The sequence below is a fragment of the Paraliomyxa miuraensis genome, assembly GCF_026337845.1.
In the GTDB taxonomy this organism is placed as follows: Bacteria; Myxococcota_A; Polyangia; order Nannocystales; family Nannocystaceae; genus Paraliomyxa; species Paraliomyxa miuraensis.
Map to the genome: position 1 here is coordinate 31,558 of NZ_JAOVZF010000131.1, position 14,426 is coordinate 45,983.

Annotated in this window: 10 protein-coding genes; 9 read left to right on the forward strand and 1 reads right to left on the reverse strand. The window is 68.8% G+C overall.

The window, feature by feature from the left end; all coding sequences use genetic code 11:
• Window positions 1-213 precede the first annotated feature (213 nt).
• A complete protein-coding gene (locus OEB96_RS03815) occupies window positions 214-1,578 on the reverse strand; it encodes a sigma 54-interacting transcriptional regulator (protein WP_266214054.1) in 1,365 nt (454 codons plus the stop codon).
• Window positions 1,579-1,952: 374 nt separating this feature from the next.
• On the opposite strand from OEB96_RS03815, the gene OEB96_RS03820 reads away from it, so the two are divergent.
• From OEB96_RS03820 to OEB96_RS03860, 9 genes are all read left to right on the forward strand, one after another.
• Window positions 1,953-3,773, forward strand: a complete 1,821-nt coding sequence (locus OEB96_RS03820; protein WP_266214055.1) for a serine/threonine-protein kinase — start codon at window positions 1,953-1,955, stop codon at window positions 3,771-3,773.
• A complete protein-coding gene (locus OEB96_RS03825) occupies window positions 3,770-5,578 on the forward strand; it encodes a serine/threonine protein kinase (protein WP_266214056.1) in 1,809 nt (602 codons plus the stop codon). The genes OEB96_RS03820 and OEB96_RS03825 overlap by 4 nt, the downstream gene beginning before the upstream one ends.
• A gap of 5 nt (window positions 5,579-5,583) precedes the next feature.
• Window positions 5,584-6,369 carry a hypothetical protein gene (locus OEB96_RS03830; RefSeq protein ID WP_266214057.1) on the forward strand — a complete coding sequence of 262 codons (786 nt, stop codon included), beginning with the start codon at window positions 5,584-5,586 and terminating at the stop codon, window positions 6,367-6,369.
• Between the two features lie 21 nt (window positions 6,370-6,390).
• Window positions 6,391-7,866, forward strand: coding sequence for a hypothetical protein (locus tag OEB96_RS03835; RefSeq protein WP_266214058.1), 1,476 nt, complete (start codon window positions 6,391-6,393; stop codon window positions 7,864-7,866).
• 21 nt (window positions 7,867-7,887) lie between these two features.
• Window positions 7,888-8,874, forward strand: coding sequence for a PAAR-like domain-containing protein (locus OEB96_RS03840; protein ID WP_266214059.1), 987 nt, complete (start codon window positions 7,888-7,890; stop codon window positions 8,872-8,874).
• 6 nt (window positions 8,875-8,880) lie between these two features.
• On the forward strand, window positions 8,881-9,810 hold the full coding sequence (locus OEB96_RS03845; protein ID WP_266214060.1) for a type VI immunity family protein: 930 nt from the start codon (window positions 8,881-8,883) through the stop codon (window positions 9,808-9,810).
• A 300-nt stretch (window positions 9,811-10,110) separates the two neighbouring features.
• Window positions 10,111-10,992 (forward strand): PAAR domain-containing protein, encoded by an 882-nt coding sequence (locus tag OEB96_RS03850; RefSeq protein ID WP_266214061.1) that lies wholly within the window; start codon window positions 10,111-10,113, stop codon window positions 10,990-10,992.
• Entirely contained in the window at window positions 10,989-12,050 is a 1,062-nt protein-coding gene (locus tag OEB96_RS03855; RefSeq protein WP_266214062.1) for a hypothetical protein, read from the forward strand. Before OEB96_RS03850 ends, OEB96_RS03855 begins: the two co-directional genes overlap by 4 nt.
• On the forward strand, window positions 12,040-14,391 hold the full coding sequence (locus OEB96_RS03860; RefSeq protein WP_266214063.1) for a type VI secretion system Vgr family protein: 2,352 nt from the start codon (window positions 12,040-12,042) through the stop codon (window positions 14,389-14,391). Before OEB96_RS03855 ends, OEB96_RS03860 begins: the two co-directional genes overlap by 11 nt.
• The last annotated feature ends 35 nt before the right edge of the window (window positions 14,392-14,426 follow it).

The window sequence follows — 14,426 nt, forward strand, 5'->3', positions numbered from 1 at the left end:
GTCGTGCTCTTCGGGGGGCTGGGCGACCGCCGGGTCGAGCATGGGCGGCCGAGAGAGAACGACGGTTTTCCCGACCATCTCCTCGTTTGGGCTTCGAAGGCTGCACCGCCAGGGCACCAGCGAACGCCCGAGCCGAGCACTTCTTGCTACGGGTCGGTCGCTGCCCGCCTCGCGAGATTCCTGATGAGCTGTCGAGCCGGGGCAGGGGCAGGACTATTCCCCCGGCAGCAGCCCCAATTCCTGCAACCGGTTCACCAACGTCTTGCGGTTGACCTTGAGCCGCCGCGCTGCCTCGCTCACGTTGCCCCCGCACTCCTTGAGCACGCGCGCGAGGAACCACCGATCGAACATCGCGTGGACCTCCTTGAGCGTCCCGGTCCTAACGAATTCGTCGAGCTGGGTGCTCCGTGGGCGGTAGTCGCTCAGCGCGAGGTGATGAGGCTCGACCTCGATCCCGTCGCAAAGCGCGGGCAGCCGGCCAACGACGCTCCGTAGCTCGCGAACGTTGCCGGGCCAGCCGTACTCGCGCAGGGTGGCAAGCGCATCGGCGGTGAACACCAAGGACGTGCCCGCCTTCCGGTTGGCTTCGGCGAGGAACTGTCCCGCTAGATGCTCGACCTCCTCGGGCCCTCGGGCCCTCAGGCTCGGAACCTCGAAGGGGATGCCTGCCAGGCGGAAGTAGAGATCCTCGCGGAACTTCCCCTGCTCGACCATCGCGGGCAGGTCGCGATGCGTGGTCGCCATCACGCGCACGTCGACGGCGCGGATCTTCGAATCCCCCATTCGCACGATCTCCTTGGATTCGAGCACGCGCAGCAGCTTGGCTTGCAGCTTCATCGAAAGCTCGCCCACCTCGCCGATGAGCAGCGTGCTCCCGCTGGCCTGCTCGAACACTCCCGCCCGATCGTGCTCGGCATCGGTGTACGCCCCGCGTCGTTGCCCGAACAGGATCGAATCGGCCAGCCCTTCCGCCAGCGCCGCGCAGTCGAGCACCACGAGCGGCCGTTGTCCTCGCGGGGAGTGGCGGTGCAGGGCTTGGACGAACAGATCCTTTCCCGCCCCGGTCTCGCCGGTCACCAGCACGGACATGTCCATCTTGGCGACCTTCTCCACTCGGGCGAACGCTTCGAGGATCGGCTCGCTGATCCCCAGGAGCCCGTCGTCTCGCAGCTCCGACCGGTGCTCGACGTCGACCTCGCTTGTCTCGACCAACACGATCCGGCAATCGCCCGCAAGGATCTCGTCTCCGGGATGGAGCTCCATGTGGTAGACGCGGCGTCCCAGCACGAACGTCCCGTTCTTGCTCTTGAGATCGAACAGCTCGACGCCAGTGCGACCAAGCCGTAGCTCGAAGTGCAGGCCGCTCAGTGAGCCGTGCTCGATCTGCAGGTCCGCCGACTTGCTCCGCCCGACGCGGAGGCGCGTGCTCTCGATGACCTTCTCGAACGACTTGGGGCCTCCGTCGAGCACGCGGAGCTTGACGCGACCCGGCCGCCGCGCGTGCTGGTACTGCCCTCGCCGCCGCACGGTTCGGGTGTTCTGCGTGATGCTCTGGGTCGTTGGCGTCGGGGCAGTCATGGCACCGCATGGGGTACCATGCCGGCTCGGCGTCCGTCTTGGCAGTGGGCGGCTTGCTCGACGCGTGCGCATGATACGGAGCATGGAGATCGCGACGATGGCGGCCGGATCTTCGTCGATGCCCATGGCCTCGATCGGCCTCGTCCATGTGAGGTTGTCTCTCCGAAAATTGGACAACCTGGAGCGTCAAGGATTTGAAAGTCCCTGATATTCCACGGGCCGCGGTGAGCGCAGCACCTCGCGAAAGAGGGCTTTGGCAGTCTGATTGCCTGCATGCCGCTGTTGGTGGCCCGGTCGACCACCTACCGGCTCCCGGAGCCGTGTGATAGAGGGTGGAGCCGAAGGCTCGGAGGTATGAGCTCCGAGGATGGGTGATGCGCCAGGACTTGCAGGTTCCGCGTCAACTGGGTGAGTTCCGGTTGATACGTCTTCTCGGCAGAGGTGGGATGGGCGAGGTTTGGCTCGCCCGCAAGGAGGGGCTCGACACGCCATGCGTGGTGAAGGTGTTGCTGCCGCAGTTCGCGAGCGATCCAGAGCGCGTCCGCTTCTTCCATCGAGAGGCCGAGGTGCTCAGCAAGCTCGGGCACGGCCGCATCATTTCGATCATCGGCTCCGGTGAGCAGGATGGCTGGCTCTACATCGCGATGAGCTTCGTCGATGGCGTCGACCTCGGCACGTTCTGCCGCGCGCTGGCCAAGAATGGGGAGCTGATGCCGGTCATCATGGCCGCCTACATCATCGGTGAGGTGCTCGAAGGGCTCCGCCATGCCCACGAGCGTGCCCCGGGAGGCAATCGGCTGGTCATCATCCACCGCGACGTCACTCCGGGCAACGTGATGATCTCGTCGGAAGGCGAGGTGTTCCTGACCGACTTCGGGCTCGCGCGTGGTGCAGAGGGGGTGTCCGTCGACGTGTTCGGAACGCTCGAGTACATGGCGCCCGAGCAGGCCAAAGGTCGCGCCTGCCCACAGAGCGACCTGTATTCGGTTGGTTGTCTGCTGTTCTTCATGCTGACGGGACGGCCCCCTCGGAGGCCACGCGACATCTCCGACCTCCAGAAGCCGCTGACCGAGGCGGAACTCGACCTCGGGCGCACGGACGTCCCGGAGCCGCTGGTGCGGCTGATCCATCTGTGTCTGGCCTTCGATCCGGCCGAGCGCATCGAGACGGCACTCGATGCGCTCCGGTTGCTCGCGGAGCACGGGTTGAATCTTAGGGAGACCATCCTCACCGCGACGCTCTACCAGGAGAACGTCGGACCCAAGCACACCGGGCTGACCGGAGTGCATGCCGCGGCGGACGAGCCCTCCGACGCGGACGAGGCAAAGGGACCGACGGGAACGGTGCGAGCCGATGCTCCCGCCGTCGCGGCATCGAGCGCAGAGCCTTTGGAGAGCCGGCCCCCGAAGGCTCCTACTGGGACCGTCGTCCTGACCCCACCGGCTGCGGTTGTCGACGAGTCCGAGCCTACCCCACCACCGATGCTGGCCGAGCCCGCGACCGAGGCCGAGGTGATTTCGCCTCCCGGCGTTGAGCCGTCCCCGGCAGAGGAGGCCGAGCATGCCGGTGAATCGAGCGAGCTGGACTGGAAGCCCTGGTGGGAGGAAGAAGCGGACGACGGAACCGAGGAGGCGGCCACACGGCAGTGGGTCGAGCCCGATGCTCCGCGCCTCTTTCGACGGCCGCGCAAGCAGACATCTCCGCCCGCTGGGATCGAGCGAGCACCAACGCCGGACCGGCCCGAGCAGGTGCCCGTACGCGGGCTCACCGAGCGGATGACTCCGCCGTCCACTGGACGTACGCCGTACCGGTCCACGCCGCCCGAGTCGTACTTCGAGCACGAGCCTTTGCCGCCGCGCGTCGAGCCCGACAGCGCCGAGAGCCAGGCAGGCGAGAGCCCCAAGGTCGTGGTCGGCGAGGCCCCGGGGGCCGTGACCACACCTGCCGGTCCGCAGGCCGCTTGGATGCAGACCGCCCGTCCCGTGGCCGAGGTGGTCGTAAAGGCGTGGCTCGCGGCGGCTCTGCTCGTGGGCCTGGGGTTCGCGGCGGGCGTGGTATTGAGCGGGCGCCAGTTCGATGCCCGCTCGAAGCCCGAGGCCCAGCCTGCACGAGAGGCCGCAGCAGCATTCCTCGAGGAGGCTCCGCCGTCCCCGCCCGATCCCGAGGTCAGCGCCAGCGTGAGGGCACAGCCGTGAGCGTCACCATGGCCGAAGACACGGCAGCCGCAGAAGCGACGCTCCCGCCCGTCGGTGCGGTGCTCGACGAGCGCTTCGAGCTGCGCGCGTCGCTGGGCGAAGGAGGCATGGGGCACGTCTATCGTGCCTTCGATCGCCAGCGCGGCCGCGAGGTGGCGCTCAAGCTAATCGTGCCGCGCTACCGCGGGCGTCAGGAGCGAGAGCAGCGGTTCCTGAGGGAGCTCGAGCTTGGACAGCGCGCCGAGTCCCATCCGCATCTGGTCGTGATGCTCGATGGCGGTCGGTTGGGCGAGACCGGCTGGCCGTTCCTGGTCATGGAGCTGGTGGAGGGCAAGTCGCTCGACCGCCAGCTCGCACGCGGCCCGCTGCGGCCCCACGTTGCGGCACGCACGGCGCGGATGATCGCGGGGGCCGTGCGGGCCCTGCACCGCAAGGGCGTGGTCCATCGCGACATCACGCCCGCCAACGTGCTCGCCCGTGGCGAGTCGATCGTGCTGATCGATCTCAGCCACGCGGGCGATGCCCATGCGCCGCGGCTTCCGGTGGGGCACCCGCGCCGGCTGACGCGGGAGAACGAGATCCCGGGCACGCATCACTACATGCCGCCCGAGCAGGCGCGCTCCGAGCCGGCCCATCCAGCGATGGACGTCTATGCGTTCGGGGTGACGCTGGCGCAGATGCTGGTCGGGCTCACGCTCCACCAGTACAGCCGCGAGACCTACCTCCAGCTCCAACTCGAGGGGAAGATCCGTCCGCCTCGCGTCGACATCCGCATCCACACCGCGGTGCCGCGCCGGCTGGCGGAGCTCGTGGACGCCTGCACGGCGCTCGACCCCGCCGAGCGGCCGACGATGGACGAGGTGGCGCAGTGGCTCGACGAGGTGATGGCGGCGATGGTGATGCCTGCCGCGGGGTCGGGGCCGTTGCTCGCGGTGGTCCAAGGCGGCGAGAGGGGTGCGAGCCCGTCGGATCGGTTGCCCAGGACGGAGCGGGTCGTGCCGCGTCCGGCATTCGAGCGGGGGCCCACGCCGATCAGCCCGCCGCCACCGCTGGATACCGATGAGATCCTCGCCGGTACCGTGCCGGCCGTGCTCGAGCCGGAGCCCGCGGCCACGCGGATGCCCTGGGGAAAGGCGGTCGCGACGGCGTTGGTGGTGATGGCGGTGGTCGTCGCTGGCTTCGCGTTGTGGTGGAGCTTGCAGCCCGAGCCGGAAGCGGACGGGTCGAGCGAGCGGTCGGAGCACGGCAGCGTTGCTCCCGAGAGTGTGCTCCCGCGCAGCGAGCAGCCCGACCCCGGCCCTGGGCCGCAGCCCTCGGGCGCGAGCGCGTCGAGTGAAAGGTCGAGCATCGGGGTACCCGGGTCCGAGCCGAGGCCCGCCGTCGAGCCCAAGACGGCCGAACCCAAGCTGGCCGAGCCCTCCGACGTAGTAACCCCCGACGAGCCCGCCACCGCGGAGCCCCCGGCCAGGGCCGAGCCCTCGACGTCGCGCAAGCCCAAGGCTCCGACGACCAAGCCCAAGCAGCCCGCACCAAGTCCCGCAAAGACTCCTCGGCCTGCCGATGGTGAGGAGTGCGTGGCGCTGCGGGCCGAGACCGAGCAGGCGGCCGCGAGCGCCGCTTGGACCAAGGTCGCCAAGCTGACCAAGCGCCGCGAGTGCTGGAGCAGCCAAGGCGATCGCAAGCGCCTGCGCGTGCGGGCGCTGTTCGAGACTCAGGCATGGAGCGCCTGCGTCGACGAGGGCCAAGGGCTCGACGAACCCCAGGTCAAGCAATGGGTCGATCTATGTCAGCGACACGTGGACTGATGGCGATGGTGATGCTCGTGGCCTCGAGCCGCGCGGCATGGGCGGCTCTGCCCGAGGGGGAGGCGCGACCACTACGGGTGAAGATCGACGTCTCGACGATCGCGGAGGCCGACGCGCCGCACATCGAGCGCTTTACGAACGAGCGCATCGAGCCGCTGCTGCGGGATCGCTCGTTCGCGAAGGCCGATGACGCCGGGGACGCGGTGGAGATCCGCATCGAGTACATCGACCCCAAGGATCTCGAATACGCGATCTACCTCGACGTGTTCGACGACGGGACGCGCATCGATCCCGGGGTGCCGTGGTTCGTGTGCAAGTTCTGCCCCCAGGGCATGGTGGCCGACAAGGTGGCGGAGAACCTGCCGGCGGCGCTCGATTTGCTCGAGCGTACGGAGGCGACGGCCGAGGACCAGGGCAAGGGGGAGCCCGCGAGCCCGATAGGCGAGCCGCCCACGGTGACCGACGAGCCGGCAAAGCCGGTGCGCCCGATCGGATGGATGGGGATCACGGGCGCAATCGTGGCCGGTGGAGGGCTGGCGACGACGATCGCTGGTGCGGTGCGGCTCGCCCAAGGGGAGGTCGCCGAGCCCTCGCAGGCGTCGCAGCAACGCGTGGAAGACTATCGCCCCCAGGGGCGCGTGCTGCTGGGCGTTGGGGTGAGCGCGCTGGCGATGGGCACCGCTGCGCTGGTCGTCGACGTGGTGCTGCGGAAGAAGAAGCGCGATGCGGTCGCGGTGACACCCACGTGGTCGCCCCACGGGGCTGGCCTTGCGCTCTCGGGTAGGTTCTAGGTCGCACGCAGGAGATACGAGATGTACAAGCACCCCGCCGTCCTCTCCTCGCTCGTGATCGTGACCGCGTTCGCCGGTTGTGTGGAGGTGAGGTACCAACCGAACCCGCAGTTCTGCACCAATGCTCGCGGCGACGAGACCTGCGCCGAGCGCTTCCCCGATGGCAGCCGACCCTATTGCGTGGTCTCGGAGTGCCTCGATGACTTCTACGGGTGCTTTCCCGACGTGCCCGGGGAGAACTGCGCTTCGCCATGCGGGCTGGAGAATCCCGAGTGCGAGGCTGGGGGCACCACTGAAGGCTCGAGCAGCGGGAGCGGAAGCAGCTCCGAGGACTCGGGCAGTGGGAGCGAGAGCAGCAGCACAACGGGGCCGCAGCCATGCACGGAGAACGGCGATTGCACGGACGCGGGGGCACCATTCTGCGAGCCGGGCAGTGGCGAGTGTGTGGGGTGCGACGGCATGGACGATCCCGACGGGGCGTGCGCGGGGCTCGATCCGGGCATGCCGCTGTGCGTGGGCGGGGCTTGCGTGCAGTGCACGGCGGCAGCCCCCGAGGCGTGCGCCGGGGCGACGCCGGTTTGCGATGACGCCTCGAACACGTGTGTGCCCTGCACCGCGCACGAGCAGTGTGGGGAGGCGGCGTGCAACCTCTTCACGGGGGAGTGCCTACCGGGAGACGCGGTCGTGCACGTGGGGCCCGGGCAGGAATTCGGGACGCTCACGGCCGCGGTGGGGAGCTTCGTGGCGGGGACTCAGGGAACGATCGTCGTGCACCAGCCCGTAGCGGACTATAACGAGAGCGTCACGGTGGACGGTGGCGGTGTGCTGGCGTTCCTGCGCGCGGACGATGCGACGATGCCCCCGGGTTGGATCCGCTCCGCGGGTGGAGCTCCACAGCTCGAGGTGGCCGATGGAACGGTGCTGCTCGATGGGCTCCGGCTGTCGGGCAACGCGGACGACCACGGGCTCGTCGTGGCGGGAGGCCGGGTGTGGGTGGACCGCGGTCGGATCATCACCAACGGAGGGGGTGGAATCCTGGCGCAGACGGGCGCCGAACTCGTGCTACGCAACTGCTTCGTGGGCGGTGCAGTGAGCGATGTGGATGCCGTCGCGGTCAACGCATCGACGTTGTCGGCTCTCTATACGACCTTTGGCGGTGGCCCGATCCTCGGAGGTCGAGCGCGGGCGCTGTACTGTGAAGGGGCATCAATCGCGGACGTTCGAAACAGCATTCTCGTGTCGGCCGATGCCATGCCCGAAGTCGAATGTGCTGGCGCGGTGCTCACCAACAGCGCCACCGAAGACGACGTCGGAATGCTCAACATCATGTGGTTCATGAGCTACGCGACCGGCAACTTCTCGTTGTCGGGCTCGGGTGCGACGACCTTTGCCGACATCGCCCAGTGGTCCACCGGCGATCCCCCCACCGACATCGAGGGCGATCCGCGCCCCGCGGTCGACGGCACCCCCGACTACGCGGGGGCCGACGTCCCCTGACGCTCACCGCCGCAGGCCACCATGCCCACCGTCTCGGTCAACCCCCCGCGCACCCCAGTCACCAAGGGCAGCAAGGGCGTGGCCCCGGCCACGCTCCCGAACGTCTGCAAGATGCCGGGCCCGCCCGCCCCGTTCGTCCCGACGCCCCTGCCGAATGTGGGTGAGTCGGGCAACCAGCTCCGGGGCGCGACCAAGACGGTGAAGATGGACGGCCAGCCCGTCGCGGTCAAGGGCGCGACTTTCGGGAGCCGGGGCGACATCGCGAGCAAGCCCACGGGTGGCGGGCTCGTCTCCGCCAACACCCACGGGGAGACCAAGTTCGTCGCGACCGGCTCGATCAACGTCAAGTGCGAGGGCAAGAACGTGCACTTGCTCGGCGACGCGATGACGAACAACAACGGCAACCCGCCCAACAGCGCGACGTTGCCGGGGGTGGTGCAGTGGACGTCGCTGATGGTGCGAGGGCTCGACAAGGGCGTCGCCGACGCCCTGTGCGACGCGGCGTGCAAGGCCATCGACGACCGTGGGACCTCGCGGACGACGCAGGACGCGATGGCCAAGCGGTTCGCGGAGAGCAAGCCGCCGCTCTACCGACCGACCAACCCGAACATCCTGCCCGAGGTCAGCCAGCGGATCCCACCGGCCCGTCACGGTGGCATGACCACGTTGCTTTCGGGCACGGGCGCCACCGTGGGCAAGGGCGGGCCCACCGCCCCGATGTCGATGATGAAGGCGATGCATCTAAGCCCCCCGCGGACCATGACGCGGTGGGACTTCGTGGTCCCCGAAAACCCTGCGTTGCCAGCGACCAACGGCAACATCAAGCACTATGTCGAGGTGAAGTTTCGCGGCGACAAGCTCACGAAGAACCAGGAGATCGCCCGCTCACGTATGACGCTCGAGGAGAAGGACAAGATCATCGAGCTGGATCCTGCTGGGGATTGCATCTGCATCAAGAAGGGCGGAGAGGTGATCGGCAAGGCCCGCCAGCGAGCCGCGAGGACGTAGCGCCCCATGAGCAACGACCTCGAAAAGCTCCCGTTGGTGGTCAACGGCAAGACAGTGATCTTCCCGTGCGTCGAGGTCATGGCGCTCTCGACGACCCCCAAGGCCGATGGGGCGGCCGGCTACGTCCGTTTCTACGAGGCGTTCGCAAAGCGCTACGGGGACCGGCTGCGGTACTACCAGCTCAGCGATTCCACCCGGTGGAAGAAGTTCTCGCCCAAGGATCTGCGCAAGGTGCCTGGATGGTTCGAGGATGCCCGCACGCTCAGGGAGCCCTTGCTCGGCATCGTCATGCACACCCACGAGGTTGCCAACGAGCCACGTCCGCCGTTGTTCGACATGATGTTCGATCACATCTACGCCGAGTATCCGCGTGGGATGTTTCGGATCGTGCTTCCGCTCGAGGTGGTGGGCGAGGACGGCGCGGAGCTACTCGAGCTGGTCGACGAGGCCATGACGGAGTTTCCCGTGCACTGGGGCTCGGCCGGCTATGCGTTCTACTGGGAGAGCACCGACACCAAGATCGATGGATTCGCCAGGCAGTGGCTCGGGCGTCACCTTGCCAGGCACCCGGGGCTCTCGAACGGTGACTTCGTTACCTGGGGCTCGGGCGTCGAGCAAGGCCTCGCGACCATCAACTGGTTGACCTTCGTGGGCGACGAACTCATTGCGCAACTCGGTGGCCGCACAGCCCTCGAGGCCGCGGTCGAAACCGCCGGCATTGGCTTGCGTTCCTATGCGAAGGGGGCCGCACTACAGGCTGGCCCCTTGCCCGAATTGGGGAGCGTCAATCGCAGGAACAAGCTCGAGAGCTACCGCGAGGTCGGCCGGATTCTCGCACCAGTGTTTGCCCCCGAGGACGTCCTCACGCAGATCGACGTCAAGGGCTTCGACGACCCCGACAAGCGTCTGGCATGGCTGCGGAGGTTCTTGCCATGAGCACCAGTCACGCTTGCTACCGCTGGACCGTTGTCCAATTTATGGACAATCGAGGGAGTACGAAGAAGGCAACGTGGTGATATCGCTGAAATCCGCAATTGGCATCGAATCGCGCTGAAGATTGCGACCAAGTTTTCTATTGCAACACCTTGGCGCACGTAGTGGCTGGTGCATTCTGTGGCGAAGCTTTCGATGGTGCACGCAGGTACGGGCGGGATCGATGTTGGCACAAGACAGAGAGTCAGGCGAGGCGCTCGTGGGATGCGTTGCCGCTCTTGGCAGTTTCCGAGGGATGGGGTGTTGTCCGGCGCATGGGATGAGCTGACCGCCTTCGTGCTGCGCGTGGGCCTGCCCAGGGCGTTTCGGCCGAGGGCAGCGCGACGACGGGGACAGCCGCACGTCGTGGAGTGGCTCGACGAGGCACAGGTCGAGCCGCTATGGGTGGTGCTCGAGCCGGTCGTGTCGGATGCGCTCGAACGGCATGGTGGGCACGCGAAGGCCGGCGCTGCGCGCGACGTCCCCGAGATGGGCGAACGGGCGACGTTCGAGCGGCTGGGGGACTACGCCGAGCACCCCGAGCAGCTGCTCGAGGTCGACGTCGATGATGCGGTGTGGAGCTTCGATGCGGACGACGGGCGCTTCGAGCAGTGGGGCAAGATCGTGCTCGTACCCGCGGCCGGGTTCGCGGCGAGGGTGGGGGACGTCCTGCTCCACGGAGAGCCGATCGCCCCCGGGCCTGGCAGCCCCAACGTGCTCATCGGTGGACGGCCGGCCCTACGGACCTGCGATAGCCACGTGAGCACCCGGACCGAGCCCACCTCCCACGCCGGGGGCGGATTCGTGACGACGTACACCAAGGTCGAGATCAACGGCTTCCCAGCCCTGCGGGTGGGCGACTCCACGGACGGCGGCCCGCACGGGCTCGATGCGATCGCGGTCGGGTGCGCGACGGTGGTGATCGGCCCAAGGCCGCAACCGGTCACATGCTGGCGAGCGCGGGAGGTCGAGGCCGGGGGTCGACCGGGGGCGTACCCGTTTCGTTGGCGGCGGGAGCAGTCGAGGCAGGCCGAGCGCAAGCAAGTGCTCGGGGTCGAGCTCGACGGCCCGCGAACCTGGACGGAGGGCACGGCCAGGGCGGTGCGCCTGTGGGCCGAGGCGAGGCCGGAGGACGAGCGACGATGACCAAGCTCAGCGAGCCTCCCTTCCGCGACGCCTCGCACGTGCTCGAGCACCTGGCGCTCACGCATCGGCGGCAGGGCATCCTGCCGACCAGCGATCCGACCCTGGCCTACTCACTGCCGATCCCCCACGGCTGGGGCCGCGTGCAGGGCCTCGGGGCCCAGCCGGACGCGGGCCGACCGGAGATCCTCGGCATCTTCGCTCCCGACCCCGACATCGAGGGACCGCGGATCATCGTGTCGGCGACGAGGCTTCGATGGGACGTGGACCCCGCCGAGTGGGTCCGTCATGGCTGGGAGCTGGCGAAGTGGGACATCGCGATGGCACGGTCGCTCGAGGCTCGCTGGCATCCGCGTTTCGAGGTCGGCGGCCTACGGGCGATCGACGGCCGGATCGAGACGCGGCGCGCCACCGGGTTCGTCGACAACGGCCGGCTCTTCCGGGTCGACGTGGCCGGGCCCGCCTCGACGTGGAACAAGCATCACGATCTCTTGTGGCCGTGCGGCGTGCTCATGTCGCTGGACAAGCCGACGTTTCGCCGCGAGGTGGAGCCGCTCATCCACCGCGGTGGACCTCACATGGAGTTCCATCTGCCGGAGTCCTGGAGCGCGAAACCCGAGCCGCCGCCATGGCGGGGCACGACGCGCTGGGTGGCGTTGCCGGCCGAGGGGGCGCAGGGCTCGGTGGTGCTCCGGATCGAGGCCACGCGCTGGCAGTACGACCAGCCCGAGCCCGTCGAGACTCGCCAGCACCGACTGCACCGCGAACTGTGGGACGCCGGGATCTCGCTCGGCCGTCAGCCCAAGCGGATCGCCCCGGGCTCGGCCCTGGGCACGCCAGGGCTCGTTGGGGTCTACGTCGCGACGGCCCGTGATCGCGAGCAGCCCTTCGAGCTTCGCTTCGCCCACCGCGACGTGGAGGGCTGGAGCTTCGACTACACGGCGGTGATCGCCTCGCCCGAGCGCTGCCCGCTCGATCGCATGCGGGCGATCCGGGCGCTGGAGATCGCCATCACCACCACCACACCCCGACCCAAGGAACACACCCCTCATGCCGCATGACGTAATCGCTCGCAACGGACTCGTGGGCTGGATCGACGATCTACCGCCCGTTCGGTTCTCTCTGTACCTCGACCTTCGGGGAGGCGGGTGCGAGGGCCAGTGGGAGGTGCGGTCGTTCGCGCTCGACGAGGGGCTGCATGCTCCCTACGGGCTGTCGGTGCTGGCCGTTGCTCCGCGGGCCAAGCTCGATCTCGAAGCGCTGCTCGGGGCGCGGGCGGTCTTCGAGATCGCCCGCGGGGACCAGGCCCGGGCCGTGCACGGCGTGGTGATCGATGCGGAGCGCGTCGAGGGCATCGAGGGGCTCGCCAACGAGGCGGGCGTCGAGTTCCACGTGGTGCCCGCGTTCGCGCTGCTGGGGCTCTCGCGACGTAGCCGGGTGTTCCAGGGGCTCTCCGTGGTGGCGATCGCGTTGGCGGTGATGGGCCCGGTGCTGGCCGAGCACGGCGGAGCGGTCTGCGTGGATCGGCTCGAGCGGCGCTACGGGCCCCGCGACTACTGTGTGCAATACCGCGAGACCGACCTCGACTTCGTGCTGCGGATCCTGGCCAGCGAGGGGATCACGGTGATGTTCGATCACGGCACGGGGGTCGAGACGGTGGTGCTGATCGACGGCAACCAGGCGCTCCCCACCGCCGGGCGGGAGGCGCTCGAGGACCACGACGAGCCACCGCCGCGGTTGCCCTTCGTGCCGGAGCCCGCGGATGGGCTGCCGATCGAGAGCGTCGCGGCGGTCGGGCGGCAGTGCCGGATCCGGCGGCGGCAGTGGTCGGCTACGGCATGGGACTGGACGACGGCGCCCGGGTTCCTCCAGCGGTCCGACACGAACGCGGAGCACCGCGCGACGGAGGGCGGATGGTGGGAGGCCGACGAGGCCCGACCCGACGAGGGCCAGGGCGTCGAGCCCTTCCCGGATGGCACGCAGCGACGCACGGACCTTCGACGGCAAGCGGAGCTGGCATCGGCGACCCGACTCCGCGCGAGCTCCAACGCCACGATCCTTCGCGCGGGCTCGGTGTTCGAGCTGCTCGGTGCGCCCAGCGACGAGCTGGGCGAGACCTGGGTGGTCACGGCCATCCGCCACCACGGGCAGGCCCCACCGTCGAGCGCCACGGCGACGGCGAGCGAGTCCGCGGAAGCGCGGTACGGCAACGACGTCGAGTGCCAGCCGCTACGAGCCCCCGTGGCACCGCCCCGCATGCCACGGCCGCAGGTGCAGGGCGTGTGCTCGGCGATCGTGACCGGCCCGCCCGGCGAGACGATCCACACCGATCGGTTCGGCCGGGTGCGCGTGCGCATGCTGTGGGACGAGCAGTCGCACGAGGACGAGCCCACGTCGTGCTGGCTTCGCGTGGCCACCCCGTGGGCCGGCAACGGCTTCGGCGGCGTGTTCGTCCCTCGGGTGGGGACCGAGGTGATCGTGACGTTCATCGACGGCGACCCCGACCGCCCATTGTGCATCGCCTGCGTTCACGGTGGCGGCTCGATGCCACCGTACGCGCTGCCCGAGCACGCCACCCGCACGGTGCTGCGCACCCAAACCGTCGGGGCCGCGGGCTTCAACGAGCTTTCGTTCGAGGACGCGCGGGGCAAGGAGGAGGTGTTCCTGCACGCGCAGGGCAACCTGCGGGAGCAGGTGCTCGCCCACCACTCCACCGAGGTGGGTCGCAACCAGACGCTGTCCGTGGACGGCTCGCGGTACGCGAGGATCGGCAAGGGCGACACCACGGTGACCGCGGGCGAGCACCGCCACACCGTGAGCGGCCAGGTCACCGAGCACTACCTCGGCGGCTACGACCTGCACGTTGGCAAGGTCAGCCCGGACGGCAAGGGCCCCACGGGGATGACGATCGACGTGGCCAGCGGCGGCTACGAGCTGCGGTCGAGCGAGCCGATCGTGCTGCGCTGCGGGGATAGCCGGCTGGAGCTGCGCCCCGATGGGATCGTGCTCCAAGCCCCGAGGATCTCGGCCGGGTGTCCGAGCACGGCGCTGGTGCTCGAGCAGGACGCGGCCACGTTGCGGGCCGCCAAGAAGATCGAGCTGGGCACCGACATGCTCGTCGCGGTGACCGCGAGCATGGCCGTGCTCAAGGGCCCGGCCACCGAGATCGAGACCACCAAGCTCGCGATCAAGGGCGACGAGATCGAGGTCGAGTCGGCGAGCCGTATCGGCGTTCGAGGTCGACGCGTCGGCATCGAGGCGGACGAGAGCATCGAGATCGCGGCGACGAGCCGCATCGGCGTTCGGGGTCGACACGTTGGCATCGAGGCGGACAAGCGGATCGGCATCGAGACCGCGGGCGAGGTCGTCATCCGTGGCACGGACAAGATCAAGCTCAACTGAGGCATGAGGGAGGCAAGGACATGAGAGCGCAGGAG